This window comes from Algoriphagus sp. 10J20-15 (genome assembly GCF_055809615.1).
In genome coordinates, this window is sequence record NZ_JBVVUG010000046.1 from 85,726 (window position 1) to 103,053 (window position 17,328).

The following is a 17,328-nucleotide window of genomic DNA, read 5'->3' on the forward strand; positions in this document are numbered from 1 at the left end:
GTCATTCCGTGACATCCACGAGATACTCGATTTCATAGTGTGGCTTAGATAATCAATGCAAAATCTTGTAAACAAGCTCGCGGAGGTTTTCGGCTTCGCTCATACTTCCGGAGTCAACTCCTTTAAAACGAAGATCAGCCTCTTTGATGTATGCGAACACATCAATTACCTTGCCCAAATTGTAGTTTCTGGACGCTACTAAATATTCTTTAACCACAAATGGAGGAAGCCCTAAAAGGCTGGCTAATTGCTGTTCGCCCGCTCCATTTCTCTTGGCTTGGTGAATCAAAGCAATTCTGGTGAAGTAGTTAAACAACAGTGAAAACATAGGAATCACTGGATTTGCTTTAGGGTTTTGGATGAAGTAGTGTATGATTTTATTTGCTTTCACCACATCTTTAAACCCAATTGCATTTAAAAATTCAAAGTTATTGTAGTCTTTATTTATACCGATATACTTGGAAATGTGCTCGTTAGTGATTTTTGTGGGTTCGCGAAAATTAATCAGCATCTTCCCTATTTCATTGGAAAGCACTTCCAGGTTATTCCCAATAGAATCAGATAAAAGTTGTGCTGAACGTTTATCTATTGAGTGTTCAGTCTCTTTGATATAGCCTTCAATCCAATCAGTCAATTTATAATCTTTGACCTTTTCTGACCGCACATATACCGCTTTCTTATCAAGTTCTTTGTATAAGGCAGATCTGCCATCCAACTTTTTATACTTGTGAGCAAATACCAGAATCGTACTTGGTAGTGGATTTTGTACGTAGCTAATCAGCAGTTTTTGTGATTCCTCTTTGGTCAGGTCTGACAAGCTTTGAGCCTCCTTGATAATCACGACTTGCCGATCAGCCATCATCGGGAATTTCCGCGCATTATTGAGGATCAAACCCACATTTGAATCTTTTCCGTAGAGCACCACTTGATTAAAACCACGCTCATGCTCAGCAATTGCATTCTTTTCAATGTAGTCGGTAATCTGATCAATAAAGAACGGTTCCTCACCATCCAAAAAGTAAATTGGAGCAAACTTTTTCGCTTTCAGTTCTTTAAGTACAGCTTGTGGTTGTTGGGGCATAAATCAGAAGTAATCTCAAGCCTTAAAGATAACAGGCCTATCCATTTGCGTGCAAAAACCTAAGAAAGATTCTTTGGTAAACTATTCAGGCGTTAACTTTGTATTTAAAGGTGTAGATAGTTGGAAAGTGGAAAGGGTGGAAGTTTGAAAGGTGTTAAAGTTTTAAGTTATAAAATATAAGGGAAAATTGATTGATCGTAAGAAGTTTGATCATTAATAACAATTTGCACCCTCTGCGAAACCTCCGCGCAATCTGCAGTTAAATAAGAAATCATGAGCTTCGAAAAAGGAATAGAATTATATAAATCAGGGAAGTTTGAGGAAGCATTGTCCATTTTCAATGGATTGGTCAAGGAAACGCCTAATCATCCACAGCTTCATTTGAACAGAGGAAGAATCCTCTCCCGAATGGGAAAAATTGAAGAAGCCTTGGTTGAATTTGATTTGATAACATCATTGGAGCCTTACAACACCGATTTCATCTCAGATAGGGCCGTAGTTTTGCATTTACTTAAACGAAATAAAGAAGCACTATCCGAACTTGACAGGGCTGCTAATCTTGATCCTAAAAATCCCTATCGATACAGTAGTCGTGCCTATTTAAAAGACAGAATCGGCGATTTGGAAGGAGCAATAGCAGATTATGAAAAAGCTATAGAACTAGATCCTGAAGATGCTGTTTCTCACAACAACAAAGGATTGGTAGAAGAGAAATTGGGATATCAAGCCAAGTCAAAGAAAAGCTTTGAAAAAGCCGATGATCTGATTGGCTACAAACCAACCGGAACTTCTATTCCAAATGCTAATCCGTCTAAAGAAAGCTCCGAACTTCCAAAAATAGGTTCTAAAACGAATGAAGAGCCGTTAGCACCAGCTCAAAAAAAGGAAATGACTTTTAACCATTTCTTGAACACCTTAGGTTCTGTTTTCAATAACGCACACACACGAAAAGAATTCGGCAACTATTTGAAAGGATTCTTCAGTGGCAAGAAAGGTTAACTGACTAATAGGTATATCCGCTATTGTCCCAGTATGGAGTCAAAATCAACAATGGATATGTTAAACTTAAGAATTGAGGCTGCTTCAGCCTGTCCCGCCAGTGCGGGAGTCATCGACCTTCCTCCTAGATAGGCAAAGAATCCAAGGTGATTGGCATCTTTGCAGATAATCATAATGACTAACTCGCGAAATGTACCTAATTGGAAAGCCTAAGCAGACTTTATCACCCAAAGTGGCTTATTGATAAAATAGGCCATTTTTTTTGAAAGACTTTTTGAAAAAATCTGATCGAAAAATGACTTCTTTTCACTCAAAGTCACCAGCATGTCACCTTTAGCAGTTTGCAGGTAATTTTCCAATCCCAAGGCAATATCATCGCGGAAGGATTTTAAGACAAAATTGACTTTATCGTATTTAATGAATGGCTCAATCTCTTCCACCATTGTCTCGTGCAGTGACTTATCCAATGCTTTATGCGTACCGCTGACATGGACTATATCTATCTCAGAATCAAAAAACCGTGCAAATTCAACAACCTTTTGAATTGCAATTTTATCCTCTTCTAGGTAATCACTAGCATAGACAAGTTTTCTGGGCGCTTTGAAAAACACCTTCCTAGGGACCACTAGTATATCCCATTGTGACTGCTCCACTATCCTACTTGCTCGAGAACCTATAATATTTTCTCTAAAATCATTAACACCTTCCGTGCCTACCAAAATTAAGCTCGTATTAATTTCTGTAGCATAATTGAGGGTTTCCTTGACGATGTTGCCTTCCCTCACGACAGAAGTACAGCTACGCAACCCCTTGTTTATTCCTTCCTTATTAACTGCTTTTTGCAAATTCTGAAGTTTTTCTAAAACAAAATCCATCTGATGTTTCCCATCAGTATCTGACGGTGACAGTTTTTGATAATCCTCCCGATTGAGCACATGAAATAGAATCAGATCCGCCTTGTACTTTTCTCCCAATCTCGTTGCATATTCGATAGCATTCAAAGAGCATTCTGAAAAATCTGTAGGGCACAATATCTTAAAAGTCTGATCCATTTTATTTGTTTTTTTACTCTCTGAATAATTAATATGTATATCCGCTTTTCTACCAGTAGGATGCTAAATGCAAAGTATGATATGTTAAACTTAGAATTGAGGCCAGTTCGGTCTTCAAGTCTGATAAGCAATGAATCTAGATTACTGGCATCCTTGCGGATAATCCTAGTAATTAATAACCTCGAGTGCGATCAACGACATTAATCAATTCCTTGTTTTCACGGATTCTCTTTATGTTTTCTATCACTTGCGGTGCTGCTGCCTGTGGGTTAGTTACACTAGCAATGTGCGGAGTCATTGTTATTTTCCAGTTTTCCCAAAACGGATGATTCTCAGGCAATGGCTCTTCTCGATACACATCAAGCATAGCTCCTGAAAGCTGGCCATTTTCCAAGGCTTTTGTCAAATCTTCTTCAACCAAGTGTCTTCCTCTTGCCACATTTATGAGGTAGGTATTGGGATTGCATTTTTCAAAAAGCTCAGCATTGAGAATATTCTCCGTATCCGGCGTCAATGGAAGAAGGCAGACTAACACATTAACTTCTTTTAAAAACTCATCTAACTGGTCTTTGGTATAATATGGATATTCGAAATCAGTTTTTTCGGAAAAACCAAAACCAGCTACTGGAAAGCCCATAATACTTAACTTATCCATTACATCCTTACCTAAAGCCCCAACCCCCATAACGCCTATAGACACATCCAATTCTGGAGTACTCATATCCCAGACTTTTCGTGTTTGGTTCATCTGGTAGCGAGAAATCTGCCTGTGGTAATTCAAAACAGCCATCACCACGTAATTAGTCATTGAAAAGGTAAGTTTATCATCAACAATTCTCACAATTGGTATATCCTTTGGAATCGATTTATCGCGCAAAATATGATCCACGCCCGCTCCCATGGAGCTGATCAGTTTTAAATTTGGAAAGTCAGAAAGAATTCCTTCAGGATGTTGCCAAAGAAAGACAAATTCGACTTTTTCAGGATTGGTAATTTCTGGGTAGACTTCAATGGAAAGTTCAGAATCGAGCTTATTGAATTGCTCAATCCAAACATCCGGATTCTTACCGGGACAAATAATAGCTAAACTCATACTGTTCTATACGAAGGAAATTGATTGTGGATGGAAAACTGGGGAAAAGGTTCAATTTTGGTAAAAAAAACGAAGTATGCACTCTGTTTTATCTCTATAAAAACTTTCAAATTGCATCTCAATTCAAAACATACTTTCAAATTTTACGCTTAAGTATGTCTAAACCAAATTATAACTTCAATTTCAATGAAACAAAAAACCGTTCTAACAATAGCCTTTTTACTTTGTTGCGCTGTTTCTTTTGCGCAGCAAATCCAAATGCCACAGGCATCTCCATCGGCTAAAATTGCCCAAAAAGTCGGCTTGACGGATGTGACTGTGGACTACAGCAGACCTAGTACCAAAGGCCGCAAAATATTTGGAGAGCTTGTTCCCTACGGACAAATTTGGAGAACTGGGGCGAATGGCGCCACGGTTCTATCCTTTTCTACGGATGTAATCATCGACGGTACCACCATTCCTTCTGGTCAATATGCGCTTTATGCTATTCCAGGCAAATCTGAGTGGACGATGATTCTCTCAAAAAACATCAAACTGTGGGGAGCAATAGGTTACGAGCAAAATGATGACCTTATCAGATTCAAAGCTAAACCCGAAAAACTTAGCAAGAAGGCGGAAACCTTTGAGATCAGCTTTGCAAATATGACAGATACAGGGGCTGATCTTTCATTGAAATGGGAAAATACAAGAGTTGATTTCAGAATAGAAACAGAAGTCGATCCCCTAGTGATGGCGCAAATCCAAGAATATGTGATTGATGGTGATACTTCAGACCCCAGCTTATTGTATTCTGCAGCCAGTTATTATTATACAAACGGCAAGGACATCAATCTAGCTTACAATTGGATAAATGAGTCTGTAGAAGCCGATCCGAAATACTGGACCATGCATCTGAAGGCAAAGATAGAAGCAGCTTTGGGTAAAAAAACAGAAGCTGTAGAAACTGCGACGGAAGCTATTGACTTGGCTGAGGAAGCCGGAAATCCAGACTATGTAGGATTGAATGAACGATTGATTAAATCATTGAAGTAGTTGATCATCAGATATTCAATGTCAGATACTTAACTTAGAAAAGCCTCCAGATCGGAGGCTTTTGCTAATTATGATTGACTCGTGCTTTTGGAAGGAATGATCATCTGAAGTAGTGCTGCAAAAATCATCACTGAAAGACATCCGATAGGATTATACCAAAGGAAACCAATATCCCAAAGGTTGTTGTCCATTACATCTCCATTGTTGAAATGCACAAATAAAACCAGTCCCTGGGAAAGTAATGCCGCAATAAATACTGCCTGCCCTTTCACCCACTTCATAAAGAAAGCCACTAAGAAAATCCCAAGAATGGTACCATAGAAAAGTGAACCAAGTAGGTTGACTGCCTGAATTAAGTTCTCAAACAAAGATGCATAGGTAGCGAAGAGTATTGCTCCGACCCCCCAAAAAGCGGTAAAAAGCTTGGATGACATTAGGTAGTGCTTGTCAGATGCTTCTTTTTTAATCGAACGCTTATATAAATCTATAGTAGTTGTGGACCCTAATGCATTTAACTCGGAAGCTGTTGATGACATCGCAGCTGAGAAAATTACTGCGAAAAGCAACCCGATGATACCATTTGGGAGATTATCCATCACAAAACGCATAAATACATAATCGGTATCCCTAGTCTCAGCCACAGGATCATTGGTTACAATCAGTTCTTTCACCACTTCGCGAATACTTTCCTGCTCAGACTTCAAAACTGAGATTTCCTCGCGAATTTCTGTTTCCCTCCCTTCATCACCTTGCTCTATCGCATCCAGCATTTCCAAGTAGGAAGATTTACTGAGCTCAAACTTCTCCGCATATTCTGCTTCCAAACCTTCAAATTCGCTAGCATATTCACTTTCTCGCAGCTTATCCGTCTGCACTTTGTTAAAAACTACCGGAGGTAAAAAGAACTGGTAAAACACAAATACCATCACTCCAATAAAAAGAATGATGAATTGCATAGGGATCTTCAAAAAGCCATTCATTATTAGTCCCATTCGACTTTGAGAAAGTGTCTGGCCTGAAAGGTAGCGCTGTACCTGACTTTGATCTGTGCCGAAATAAGATAGGAATAGAAAGACAGCTGCAGTCATACCTGACCAGACATTGTATCGATCTGAGATATCAAACTCAAAGTTGATCATGTTCAGTTTATCCATCTTCCCTGCCACATGCATAGCTTCTTGAAATGAAATTGGCACCATTTGGATAACTATTATCCCAGCCAAGATCATCCCACCCATCATTACAGCCATTTGTTGCTTTTGAGTAATAGAAACGGCCTCAGTACCACCAGAGACTGTGTAAAGAATAACTACCGAGCCAATCAAAACGTTGGTAAATGTCAAATTCCAACCTAGCAAAGTGGACAATATAATTGCGGGGGCATAAATGGTAATACCTGCTGCTAAACCTCGCTGCAGAATAAACAATAGTGCTGCAAGGGTTCGGGTTTTTAGGTCAAATCTATTTTCTAGAAACTCGTATGCTGTATAAACTTTCAGTTTGTAATAAATCGGAATAAAGACAACCGAAATAATGATCATTGCTAACGGCAACCCAAAGTAAAACTGAATAAATCGCATTCCGTCTTCATAAGCTTGTCTCAGGAGTGCTCAAAAAGGTAATGGCAGAAGCCTGAGTAGCCATTATAGACAATCCAATCGACCACCAATTCATGGAGTTTTTACCTCTTAGGTAAGAATCCAGGCTCTTTGGACCATAAGTTTTATAAACTCCATAAGTCGCTATAAGCGCCAGCGTCCCAAAAAGTACAACCCAATCTAAAGTGCTCATGCGTAGGTGACTTTAAGCCAATTAAATAACAGCATCAACAAAAAAAGGCAAGCCATTAATCCTGCATATAGGTACTTCCAACGTATCTGTTTTTCCTCCAAAACTATTGCTCGATCAAGTTTATAAATAATTTAATAGCACCTGGGACTCCTGCAGGCAACTCTCTGAAGAAAGAAATTCCGGTATAAATGTATATCCCATCTCCATATTTCGCATAGATCAGCGAGCCCTTCAACGGATCTTCTCCTGGATCTTGGAATGACAGTGGGGTAGAATATTCAGGAGCAATATTCGCTTCAAAGTACAATCCTCTTTCCTGAATCCAATCGTCAAAATCAGCAACTGTGATTTTGTTAGGACCAACCAAAATCGGATGATCCCAGATCCGCTTCGAATGGGGAATTCTCTACTGTCACCCGATCTCTGCTGATTGAAAAAGGATAAGGGCCGAGATTCTCAATAAGAAGGGGTCTACTCACATTGTATTGCACGACCACAGTCCCTCCATTGTTCACATAGGCCATTAGGTTTGCCTGATTGGCCGCTAGTTCGGCATTGGTATTGTATGCCCTGATACCGACCACAACGCTTTTATATTGTGATAGGTTAGCTAGAGAATAGTCATTGATTTCCGTCACCTGGTAGCCTAAAGAAGAAAGAACCGCAGGAACATCATCTCCGGCCCCCATAATGTATCCGATTTTTGCGCCAGAAATTTTCCAGTCTTCCTGTATCAAATTCATTGAAGCAGAAGAGAAATAGGTCAAATTAGGAATATGCTTATAGGAAATCCGGTGGGTTACCTGGTCAAAAGTGCCCCCTTCAGCAGTTTCGTATTGAGCTACAACTTCTCTCTTTTCATTTTTATCCAATTTGAAAGAGACTTGGAAAAGCTTTTTCTTTTGACTTAACTTCTCCTCTACTCCTACTATTTCGAATTCATAATTCTGCAGGTTTTTAAATGTGAGATTTCCCTCTTTCATTTCTCCATTGAAATTGACCGTCACTGTTACAAGAGGATTAAGGTCTGAGATAAGAAATACATTTTGATCGGACACCTCCAGGTCAATCTCCGGAACTATTGTAAAAGGTTGTTTTACTTCACCATCAACCTGATCATTGTATTTGTATTCCAAAGGAATCGCCGTTTTGAATTCCTGTCCCTCGATTTTGAAAGTTAAGTCACCTCCTACCTTCATATCATTGAAGGGCTTTCCGATCATCTGTTGATCTTTCACATCATAGATTGCATCTACTACTGGGTTCACCAACCAATAAGGCTGTGAAAGCGGTGTGTTTTCTGGTATTTCAAACTCAATTGGAATTTGGAGAGTTTCGTTATTCAACGTAGGCCTTTTATCGTCAGAATAGTAAGTACTTAATAACTGTAAAGAAATATCATTTATCAGGACTGAAGAAGGATTGTTGAAAACCAGACTAGCTTTGATCGCTTCACCAGCATATCCGAGCTCTTGATTTGTTACTAATTCCATTTTTAACCCCAATATTTCAAAAATCAGCTGATCCAGTTTCTCAGCTTTCTCTAGAAGCCAAGGTGTTTTGGAACCTAGCGCCAATAGTTTAGCCCGAACGTCTAACAGAGAATTCAAGTTTGAAACTGGCGCGATGAAATTGAAATCATCAATTACTCTTTGGATCAAAGATTCGATATTTTTTCCACCTTCTACTTCCTCCCATCGATTTGGAATCCCTTCAAAAGCAGAAGTTTTAAAGGATTCTCCTTTAATAAACTGGAGATTATCTTCTGCCGCTCCTATTCTAGCCGTGGCACCAAAGCCTTGTGATTTATGCATGGTGCGACTATCGGCAGCAATTTGACTGTATGTTTTTCCCAGCAGGCTATTGTAATCCCCCACCTGAAAAACTGCATACTTTTCTTTTGGATTGGCTTCAAACTCTCCTCCAAAATTATATGAATTCCAAAATATCCTCCTAGGCTGCCAGGTCTCCACGAACTTCAATTGCTCTGAAAACGCAGTAGGATCCGCAGCCAAATCAAATGCTTCTTCAGCCAAAATAGCCGAAGTGGTGTGATGACCATGATTCCCTCCAGGAATTGTATTGAATCTAGTGATGATAATATCTGGCCTGAAACTTCTTACTACCCAAACCACATCGGACAACACCTTCTGTTTATCCCAATTTTGAAGAGTCTCATCTGGGTTTTTTGAATACCCAAAATCCATTTGCCCTGGTAAAAAACTGCCTTCCCCCATCGGTCTCTCTGGCACGGAGCAATTCTTGTGTTCTGATTTGCCCGAGTTCAATTCCCAGTTCTTTCCCAAGCAAATTCTGCCCTCCATCTCCACGTGTCAAACTTAAGTATGCAACTTCCACATGCTCGCCATTCCGAAGGGTAGATATCAATTGGGTATTTTCATCATCCGGATGTGCCGCTACATACAATACCCTTTTGGTTTCTTTGAGCTGAAGCAGCTGATGATAAATTTCTGATGAAGGAACTGATTGAGAAATACAGATCAAACTGTTTAGCAACAAGGAAATAAATGCTAAACTACTGAACACTACTGGCTTGGTCATAAAAGGGCATTCTTTATCCCTACAAGCTAGAATAAGCCTGATGGAAATAAAAATATTTTTTGATTAAAGGAAAAAGAAGTGCTTAAGGGATGATTATCTTCCTCACTTTTTCAGGAATTGTGTAGCCAAAAGTAAATTCAAAAAAATCTGCCTTTGCTTTATGAGCCTTAATTTGTACCCCTGCAAATAGATTGTGATTCATTCTATAGCGCACACCTATTCTCTCATAGAAATTAGCTGTTTCTTCATTCAAATCAGCCTTACTCAGGTACACTCCAAAGGCAATAGGCATATATAGTTTCTCTGTCAATTTCCATTCCCAAGAGCCAACAACTGCAAAGGAGTTGACCTCTGAAAAAGTAATGCTTTCTCCAGGATATCGAACATTTGCGCCTCCACCATAAAACCAATCTAAACCTAAACCCATCCGGTATTTATATGAAAGTTCCCAAAGGTAATTCACTCCTAATCCTCCTCTGAAATAAGCTCGCTCTCCAATAGCATAGCTTTTCAAACCGGTATAAGCTGCAATATTCCAGAAAAACCTTTTTTCTAAAGGAGGAAATTCGGGTTTAGGACCAGGGTGAAATTCTTCTTTATCCAGAGGAACTCTAATTCCTACTGAAATAGGAATAAAATTGATTCCAGAATTAGGCTTTTTAATAGATCCATTTGAATAATGCTTGGCACCTATTGAAGTAAAAACATCAAATCTATTAAAAATCTGGTAAGAAGCTTTAAATCCGAAATGAATGTGAACATTTACCGCAGATCCTACGAATCCGTTTATGGGATTAGTTTCTGCATCATAAGGATTCATTTTGAAACCTAAACCAATTTGCGTGAAATAGCTAAAATTCAGTTTTCTATCAAAATTGAGCTTACCGAATGGAACCTCCCCAAAAGCATAAACGCCCATTGGCCTTCCTATTTCAGGGTAATAATTAATGGCAGATGTGAAACCTACTCCATAGCTAGGAAATCGGTTGATGTAATTGTAGTGATTATTTTCGCTGCTTCTCCATCCAAAACGTACATCAAAACCTTTGTAATCAATCCTATCTATTAATTCATTAGCCCAATCTTTATTGTTGCCGATGATAGGCCCTTGATCATAAGAAAATTCGATAACCTTTTTGGATTGACCATTTGTTTGAAAACTAAATAACCCAAAAAATAAACAAGCCAATATTTGTACTCCTTGCAATCGCATAGATACTTTAAATTTTCAGAGGGCAAAGATATAGATAATGCAAAAAACTCGGCTATCTATTTTGAATCTAGGTTCCGACAGTAAATCACCGAACAATTCTAGCAGCTATGGCCCCCATGACTAAAACAAAAAAAGCCTCTGAATAGTGATTCAGAGGCTTCAATTCAAGTATTAAGACAAGAATTACATGTTATCCTGCCAATTCGGACCTTTCAATTCGATCAACATTTTATTATATTTTTCCATTTCAGCTTCATTCTTCAATCGAAGGTTAACTTGATAAAGAATGGCCATGATATCAGTATTATCAGGTCTAATTTCTAGCGCTTTTTCAAAATATGGAATTGATTCTGCGTAGTAACCATTAGATTCTTTATTCATAGACTCCGATCTAGCTTCCCACTCTTCGTCTGAAAGAGCTCCTAATTCTACAACGATTTCTCTAGATTTTTCTAGTAAAAGAGCACCTGCATAATAGTTTCCATCATAGAATTCAGGATCTGCAACTACTGACTTTTTGTAATCCTCAAGAGCACCATCCATATCGCCAGCTTGTTCCTTCAAGTATCCTGATCTCAAAAGAATACCTGCGTTATTTGGGTCATTTTTCAATGCGTCTTGAATGGAAGCCATTGCTTCGTCCATTTTATTCAATTGAAGTAGCAATTGGATCTCGTACTCAGCCAGGATTTTATCTTCAGGATAATCCTCTTTAGCAGCCATTATCAAATCATAAGCAGCCTCCGGATTTTTATCTTCACCTGTTAGAATTTGAACCATTAAATAATAAACAGTCAGCTTATTATATTCTTCTACATCTAGCAAATATTCAAAATGCTTCTTTGCTTCCTCATATTTACCGAGTTCATTAGCAATAAAACCAGCGTTATAATGAATAGTAGTATCCGAAAGATCTACTTCACCTGCTAGGTCAAAGAACTCATAAGCCATCTCCTCATCACCATCGTTATATCTCTCTAATGCCTTGTCAAAAGCAATGTTTTTGAGCGTATAGATAGAATATGGTCTTAGGTTGTCTGGAACACCTGGCATATCATCTGCATAAACTTCTTCGCCTACACCATTTTCTTTGTCACTTCCTGCCATTTCAAATGCTTTGAAATAAGTTGACAAAGCAGTATGTCCAGTTTCTACAGTAGAAGCAGTATTACTGGAATCAGAACCAAACATTTTGGTTTCAATCTGTGCCTTTAAAAGGTAAGTCGCAGGATCGCCTCCCGTTTCTGGATCAGAGCTTGCAGCTTCTATGTCGGTCATTGCAGCAGCGAGATCTCCGGATTTAAAGTTCTTCTCTGCAGAACGAACGACTTTTTTTTGTCCAAAAGCCAGGGTCGTTGCACCGATCAAGGCCATTGATAGAATTAGCTTCTTCATTTTAGCGTATTTTTCTTGTTTGGTTGGTTATTCGTTTATTTCATTTGATTCATCGGAAGAGTTTTCAGAATCATCAGCTTTAGGCTCTTCACTAGTGGTATCAGCGTTCTCGTCTGTTACTTCTAATGTGTCTTCTAAAACTTCTACATCCTCTTCTTTTGATATTTTTTCAATAGAAGAAATTTCGTCATTCTCCCCTATTTTAATCAATCGAACTCCTTGAGTAGCTCTTCCCATAACGCGAAGACCATCGACAGAAATTCTGATTGTGATCCCAGACTTATTGATAATCATCAAATCATCTGTTTCTACTACTTCTTTGATTGCAACTAGTGCTCCGGTTTTCTCGGTTACATTCATTGCCTTCACTCCTTTGCCTCCACGATTGGTGATTCTATATTCGTCTAGACTGGAGCGTTTTCCGTATCCCTTTTCAGACACTACGAGCAGGGTGGCATTTTCTTCAGATGCACATACCATGCCAATCACATAGTCATTATCATCATTTAACCTGATCGCTCTAACACCAGTAGCTGTTCGACCCATTGGCCTTACTGCTTCTTCGTTGAAGTGAATAGCTCTTCCAGATTTTGCTGCAATCACGATATGCTGGCTGCCATTGGTCATTTCTACATTTACCAATTGGTCATCCTCACGAATATTTAAAGCAATTATACCGTTTGTTCTAGGTCGACTGTATTGCTCCAAGGTAGTCTTCTTAATTACTCCTTGCTTAGTGACCATAACTAAGAAGTGATTGTTTAAGTAATCCTGATCATTCAAATCCGCCACCTGAATAATGGAACGAATCTTATCATCTTGCTCAATGCTGATCAGGTTCTGAATTGGTCTTCCTTTGGAAGTTTTAGATCCTTCAGGGATAGCATAGGTTTTCAACCAGAATAATTTTCCTTTGTCGGTAAAGATCAACAAGTAATTATGCGTGGATGCTGTAAATAAGTATTCTGTAAAATCATCCTGTTTGGTACTTACACCACGTGATCCTACTCCTCCCCGTCCTTGAGTTCTGTATTCTGTAAGCGCAGTACGCTTCACATATCCTTCATGAGACACCGTGATAATCACTTCCTCATTTGGAATCATATCTTCATAACTGAAATCTTCAGCATTATGCTCGATTTCAGTTCTTCTATCATCAGCATAGCGGGTTTTCATTTCTGAAAGCTCTTCTTTGATGATTTCCATTCTCTTGTCTTCATTCGCAAGAATTTCTTTGAGTTCCTCGATCAATGCCATGATCTCGTTGTACTCATTGATGATCTTCTCACGCTCCACATTCCAGTCAATCGCTGCAATCTCATATCGAGAATAGCTCTTGCCTGAATCTCACTCAACTCGAATCTTTCGATCAAGCCATTTCTTGCTGTCTCAGGATCGGCAGAATTTCGAATCAAAGCAATCACCTCATCCAAGTGATCTAACGCGATCAAATATCCCTGAAGAATATGAGCTCTTTTCTCAGCTTCTCTAAGTTCATACTCTGTTCTACGAATCACTACCTCATGTCGGTGATTGACATAATGTACGATCATATCTTTCAGATTCAGTGTATGCGGCCTACCTTTTACCAAGGCAACATTATTCACTGAGAATGAAGTCTGTAGCTGTGTATGCTTGTATAAATTATTAAGAACAACACTGGAAATAGCATCACGCTTTAATTCGTAAACAATGCGCATTCCAGAGCGATCTGACTCGTCACGAATGGCAGATATTCCATCGATTTTCTTTTCATTGATGAGCGCAGCAGTTTTTTCTACCATGCTTGCCTTATTCACCATGTATGGAATTTCGGTGATGATAATCATCTCCTTATTTCCGCCATCTTTGACTTCCACATTCGCCTTACCACGCATCACCACTCTCCCTCTACCGGTCTCGAATGCAGCTTTTACTCCATTGTAACCATATATAATACCACCAGTAGGGAAATCAGGAGCAATGATATGCTCCATCAACTCAGATATAGTGATATCATTATTGTCAATGTATGCTACAATGCCGTCAATTACTTCACCTAGGTTGTGAGGGGCCATGTTCGTAGCCATACCTACTGCAATACCGGAAGCTCCATTCAATAAAAGTGCTGGAACTTTTGCAGGCAAAACAATTGGCTCCTTGAGGGAGTCATCAAAGTTGAATTGAAAATCTACTGTCTCTTTATTGATATCCACCAAAAGCTCCTCAGCTATACGCTTAAGTCTGGCCTCGGTATAACGCATAGCCGCAGGATTATCTCCATCCACTGAGCCAAAGTTACCTTGACCATCCACCATTGGATACCTCAGAGACCAAGGCTGGGCCATACGAACCATCGTTTCGTACACGGCTGAATCACCATGAGGGTGATACTTACCAAGCACCTCACCGACTATTCTGGCAGACTTCTTATAAGGTTTGTTATGTAATACTCCCAGTTCCTGCATTCCAAAAAGGATTCTGCGGTGTACTGGTTTTAGTCCATCTCGGACATCTGGAAGCGCTCTTGAAACAATAACCGACATCGAATAATCGATGTAGGCACCACGCATTTCCTCTTCAATGTTAATGGGTATGATGTTCTCGTTTTCTCCTTGAGCCATATAATGCTATTCACGGGGTCGATTAAGCCTGCAAGATAGTAAAAACCTGCTCTATTTGAAAAGAGATTATAAAGTACAAAGACGATAATCAAGACTTTAATACCACTGTCCTACTTTCCTGTCTTGAAAATTAAAAATACCACTTCCTCTGTACTCAATTCCGTTGTGCATATGCTTCATCACAACGCCACAGCCTGCAATTTTGCATCGTTTTGTTCCTGTGAAAACGAACAGCAAGTCCTAATTGCATTGCATAAACCTTTTGATCAAGGTCTTGGAATTCGGAAAAATCAGATGCTGCATAAGTGAACTTGCGGAAATCAGCTCCTCCTTTTACAAATAATTTAGTATACTCGGAGAAGTCCCGTTCTATCCTGAGACCTAATCCATAATAATTTTTATCTGAAACGGCTAACCGAGGAACATATGGACCAGCGCTACCAACTAGTGCCGGATCATATGCCTTCTTAAGATCCAGCTTGCCGAATTCCGCTTCAAAAATAAACCTCCAAGAATAATTCTGTCTAGCTCTCTGTCTAAGTTCTGACTGCATGTAAAGATTGGATGAAGAATAATTTCTATATCTCCAATTCAAAAATGCACGTCTTCTATTTGCATCATATAGGACCAACCCTACAGTTCCGTATAATTTATTGACTTGGTAGGTAGCTCCTTCGAAGTCAAACTGATAGTCTCCACCTTGCATGGGAGCTAGATTTCCCCAGTCCTGACCAAAGCCACCGCCAATTGTTAAAAGATTGAAAAGGTTAATTCTTAACCCGCCATTCCAATTTGGAAAACCCAATCTCCGCCTTTCATTTCTAGAGGGTTTTCTTCAGAAATAGCTAAAGGATCTCCATCGAAATTCTGAAAGCGGAAAATGGGTAAAGATTAGTATTGGCTGAATAAAAATTTGTTCCAAATTGCTGATAAGCACCACCTCCTGATAGCTCTACGCTGAACGCTTCCAGCACATTCCTAGTCACATTCCCTAACCCAGACTCACTTTTAGGATTTTTGGCTTTTTGAGAAATTCCAAAAATATCTTCTTCCTGTGCTAAAACAGTAGTGAGAATAAAACATAGAAATAAGGTGATAGGAAGCTGTCTGTAATTCATAATAATCTAAACGAAGGCTCGGGACTCTTGGTGTGAAATTAAAAAAAAATGCCTCCCAATCAGGAGGCATTTTCATATTAACTTAAATAATTTCTTATTTTCCGTCAGTTGGTTCTTCAGTATCTTCTTTCTCAGCTTCTTGCTTTGCCTTCATTTCGGCAATCATAGTATCAAGTTTCTCCTGAACAGCAGGATCTTCTTTGGTTGCGGCTAATACTTTATTGTAAGTACCAGCTCCCAAAATCTCCTCATCCATTATCAGCCCAGTTTTGTATTCTTTCAAAACTCCCTGCAGCGATCCTTGAAATTTCTTTTACTTCTTCGAAAGCAGCTTTTTCTTCATCTGTGACATTTGCTTCCGTCATTTTAGCTTCGTCACCCCAAGCAGCTTTGATTTCATTATATCTTGCTCCACCTTGAAAAATCTCATTTTCCAAGATCATGGCTTTTAATTCTTCAGTTTTTGAATTTACATAATTGTCAAATGTTACCTCTACATTTGCATATTTAGCCAAGTCTTCATCTGTGACTTTCTCCTCATCTTGTGCGTAAGCAGCAAGCCCTAGGAACGCGAATAACGCTCCGAAAAGCAATACTTTTTTCATAAACATTGTGATTTTAATTTCCTTATAATGTCTAATAAAACTCTCAAAAGCGAAAAATTCAAGAATTTCGAGGCCTTTTTAAGATATTTTATGATAAATGGCTTTTCACAAAGTCAAACCAGCTCAATGCTCTTTAGTTGATGGATTGTCAGAACAGGATCAGGAGAGTTGAAAACAAAACTTCCGGCAACTAAAATATCAGCACCTGCCGCTAATAACTTTGGAGCGTTATTCAGATTAACCCCTCCGTCAATTTCTATCTTAGTATTAGCTCCCTTAGCCAAAATTAAATCCTTCAAACGTGCCACCTTAGAATAAGTATTTTCTATAAACTTCTGACCTCCAAACCCTGGATTTACTGACATCACAATGACTTGGTCAATATCCTGGATCACATCAGATAAAAGTTCTACTGGCGTATGAGGATTGATGGCAACACCAGCTTTCGCTCCAAGACTGTGGATCGCCTGCAAAGTTCTATGCAAATGTATGCAGGCTTCATAATGAACAGAAATCACCTCTGCTCCAGCTTTCCTGAAGTCTTCTAAATAATTATCCGGATTTTCAATCATCAAATGCACATCCAAAGGTTTTTTTGCATGACGTTGAATCGCTTCGGTCACAGGAATTCCAAAAGAAATATTGGGTACAAATACACCATCCATTATATCCACATGGATATAATCCGCAGCCGATGAATTCAACATTTCTACTTCTCGTTGGAGATTTGCAAAATCAGCAGCTAGTATAGATGGGGCAATTAAAGAGGCCATGAATTATATGT

15 protein-coding genes and 2 pseudogenes are annotated in these 17,328 nt (G+C 39.0%); 2 read left to right on the forward strand and 15 right to left on the reverse strand.

Annotated elements, in window-relative coordinates:
* Window positions 1-52 precede the first annotated feature (52 nt).
* On the reverse strand, window positions 53-1,081 hold the full coding sequence (gene holA / locus AC0L6R_RS21445; protein ID WP_283411179.1) for a DNA polymerase III subunit delta: 1,029 nt from the start codon (window positions 1,079-1,081) through the stop codon (window positions 53-55).
* Between the two features lie 273 nt (window positions 1,082-1,354).
* On the opposite strand from holA, the gene AC0L6R_RS21450 reads away from it, so the two are divergent.
* Complete coding sequence (locus tag AC0L6R_RS21450) at window positions 1,355-2,080, forward strand: tetratricopeptide repeat protein (RefSeq protein ID WP_473273065.1); 726 nt, start codon at window positions 1,355-1,357, stop codon at window positions 2,078-2,080.
* Window positions 2,081-2,289: 209 nt separating this feature from the next.
* On the opposite strand, the gene AC0L6R_RS21455 is transcribed toward AC0L6R_RS21450, so the two are convergent.
* On the reverse strand, window positions 2,290-3,132 hold the full coding sequence (locus AC0L6R_RS21455; RefSeq protein ID WP_473273066.1) for a universal stress protein: 843 nt from the start codon (window positions 3,130-3,132) through the stop codon (window positions 2,290-2,292).
* A 172-nt stretch (window positions 3,133-3,304) separates the two neighbouring features.
* Window positions 3,305-4,225 carry a 2-hydroxyacid dehydrogenase gene (locus tag AC0L6R_RS21460; protein WP_473273067.1) on the reverse strand — a complete coding sequence of 307 codons (921 nt, stop codon included), beginning with the start codon at window positions 4,223-4,225 and terminating at the stop codon, window positions 3,305-3,307.
* A gap of 186 nt (window positions 4,226-4,411) precedes the next feature.
* Here AC0L6R_RS21460 and AC0L6R_RS21465 point away from each other — a divergent pair, with 186 nt between their 5' ends.
* The gene (locus AC0L6R_RS21465; RefSeq protein ID WP_473273068.1) at window positions 4,412-5,257 is read left to right on the forward strand and encodes a DUF2911 domain-containing protein; all 846 of its coding nucleotides are present in this window, start codon (window positions 4,412-4,414) and stop codon (window positions 5,255-5,257) included.
* A gap of 68 nt (window positions 5,258-5,325) precedes the next feature.
* Here AC0L6R_RS21465 and AC0L6R_RS21470 read toward each other — a convergent pair.
* The 12 genes and pseudogenes from AC0L6R_RS21470 to rpe form a co-directional block, all read right to left on the reverse strand.
* A pseudogene (locus tag AC0L6R_RS21470) lies at window positions 5,326-7,048 on the reverse strand (sodium:solute symporter family protein).
* 103 nt (window positions 7,049-7,151) lie between these two features.
* Window positions 7,152-7,415 (reverse strand): hypothetical protein, encoded by a 264-nt coding sequence (locus tag AC0L6R_RS21475; RefSeq protein WP_473273069.1) that lies wholly within the window; start codon window positions 7,413-7,415, stop codon window positions 7,152-7,154.
* Window positions 7,402-9,255, reverse strand: coding sequence for a PIG-L deacetylase family protein (locus AC0L6R_RS21480; RefSeq protein WP_473273070.1), 1,854 nt, complete (start codon window positions 9,253-9,255; stop codon window positions 7,402-7,404). The genes AC0L6R_RS21475 and AC0L6R_RS21480 overlap by 14 nt, the downstream gene beginning before the upstream one ends.
* Window positions 9,224-9,610 (reverse strand): PIG-L family deacetylase, encoded by a 387-nt coding sequence (locus AC0L6R_RS21485; RefSeq protein WP_473273071.1) that lies wholly within the window; start codon window positions 9,608-9,610, stop codon window positions 9,224-9,226. The genes AC0L6R_RS21480 and AC0L6R_RS21485 overlap by 32 nt, the downstream gene beginning before the upstream one ends.
* An 82-nt stretch (window positions 9,611-9,692) precedes the next feature.
* A complete protein-coding gene (locus AC0L6R_RS21490; RefSeq protein WP_473273072.1) occupies window positions 9,693-10,823 on the reverse strand; it encodes an acyloxyacyl hydrolase in 1,131 nt (376 codons plus the stop codon).
* Window positions 10,824-11,006: 183 nt separating this feature from the next.
* Entirely contained in the window at window positions 11,007-12,218 is a 1,212-nt protein-coding gene (locus tag AC0L6R_RS21495; protein WP_283411187.1) for a tetratricopeptide repeat protein, read from the reverse strand.
* A 27-nt stretch (window positions 12,219-12,245) separates the two neighbouring features.
* Window positions 12,246-14,821: pseudogene (gene gyrA, locus AC0L6R_RS21500) on the reverse strand (DNA gyrase subunit A).
* 154 nt (window positions 14,822-14,975) lie between these two features.
* Complete coding sequence (locus AC0L6R_RS21505) at window positions 14,976-15,626, reverse strand: hypothetical protein (RefSeq protein ID WP_473273073.1); 651 nt, start codon at window positions 15,624-15,626, stop codon at window positions 14,976-14,978.
* Window positions 15,627-15,666: 40 nt separating this feature from the next.
* Window positions 15,667-15,939: a hypothetical protein gene (locus tag AC0L6R_RS21510; RefSeq protein ID WP_473273074.1), complete on the reverse strand. Its 273-nt coding sequence runs from the start codon at window positions 15,937-15,939 to the stop codon at window positions 15,667-15,669.
* 94 nt (window positions 15,940-16,033) lie between these two features.
* Complete coding sequence (locus AC0L6R_RS21515; RefSeq protein WP_473273075.1) at window positions 16,034-16,195, reverse strand: hypothetical protein; 162 nt, start codon at window positions 16,193-16,195, stop codon at window positions 16,034-16,036.
* Window positions 16,188-16,544 (reverse strand): hypothetical protein, encoded by a 357-nt coding sequence (locus AC0L6R_RS21520; RefSeq protein WP_473273076.1) that lies wholly within the window; start codon window positions 16,542-16,544, stop codon window positions 16,188-16,190. The genes AC0L6R_RS21515 and AC0L6R_RS21520 overlap by 8 nt, the downstream gene beginning before the upstream one ends.
* Window positions 16,545-16,657: 113 nt before the next feature.
* Window positions 16,658-17,317 (reverse strand): ribulose-phosphate 3-epimerase, encoded by a 660-nt coding sequence (gene rpe / locus AC0L6R_RS21525; protein ID WP_473273077.1) that lies wholly within the window; start codon window positions 17,315-17,317, stop codon window positions 16,658-16,660.
* Window positions 17,318-17,328: the final 11 nt, after the last annotated feature.

What these genes read in the sequence shown, in the direction of transcription:
- holA (WP_283411179.1), bottom strand. Translation starts at nt 1,081, where the DNA reads ATGCCCCAACAACCACAAGCTGTACTTAAAGAACTGAAAGCGAAAAAG.
- AC0L6R_RS21450 (WP_473273065.1), top strand. Translation starts at nt 1,355, where the DNA reads ATGAGCTTCGAAAAAGGAATAGAATTATATAAATCAGGGAAGTTTGAG.
- AC0L6R_RS21455 (WP_473273066.1), bottom strand. Translation starts at nt 3,132, where the DNA reads ATGGATCAGACTTTTAAGATATTGTGCCCTACAGATTTTTCAGAATGC.
- AC0L6R_RS21460 (WP_473273067.1), bottom strand. Translation starts at nt 4,225, where the DNA reads ATGAGTTTAGCTATTATTTGTCCCGGTAAGAATCCGGATGTTTGGATT.
- AC0L6R_RS21465 (WP_473273068.1), top strand. Translation starts at nt 4,412, where the DNA reads ATGAAACAAAAAACCGTTCTAACAATAGCCTTTTTACTTTGTTGCGCT.
- AC0L6R_RS21480 (WP_473273070.1), bottom strand. Translation starts at nt 9,255, where the DNA reads ATGGATTTTGGGTATTCAAAAAACCCAGATGAGACTCTTCAAAATTGG.
- AC0L6R_RS21485 (WP_473273071.1), bottom strand. Translation starts at nt 9,610, where the DNA reads ATGACCAAGCCAGTAGTGTTCAGTAGTTTAGCATTTATTTCCTTGTTG.
- AC0L6R_RS21490 (WP_473273072.1), bottom strand. Translation starts at nt 10,823, where the DNA reads ATGCGATTGCAAGGAGTACAAATATTGGCTTGTTTATTTTTTGGGTTA.
- AC0L6R_RS21495 (WP_283411187.1), bottom strand. Translation starts at nt 12,218, where the DNA reads ATGAAGAAGCTAATTCTATCAATGGCCTTGATCGGTGCAACGACCCTG.
- AC0L6R_RS21510 (WP_473273074.1), bottom strand. Translation starts at nt 15,939, where the DNA reads ATGAATTACAGACAGCTTCCTATCACCTTATTTCTATGTTTTATTCTC.
- AC0L6R_RS21515 (WP_473273075.1), bottom strand. Translation starts at nt 16,195, where the DNA reads ATGGATGAGGAGATTTTGGGAGCTGGTACTTACAATAAAGTATTAGCC.
- AC0L6R_RS21520 (WP_473273076.1), bottom strand. Translation starts at nt 16,544, where the DNA reads ATGAAAAAAGTATTGCTTTTCGGAGCGTTATTCGCGTTCCTAGGGCTT.
- rpe (WP_473273077.1), bottom strand. Translation starts at nt 17,317, where the DNA reads ATGGCCTCTTTAATTGCCCCATCTATACTAGCTGCTGATTTTGCAAAT.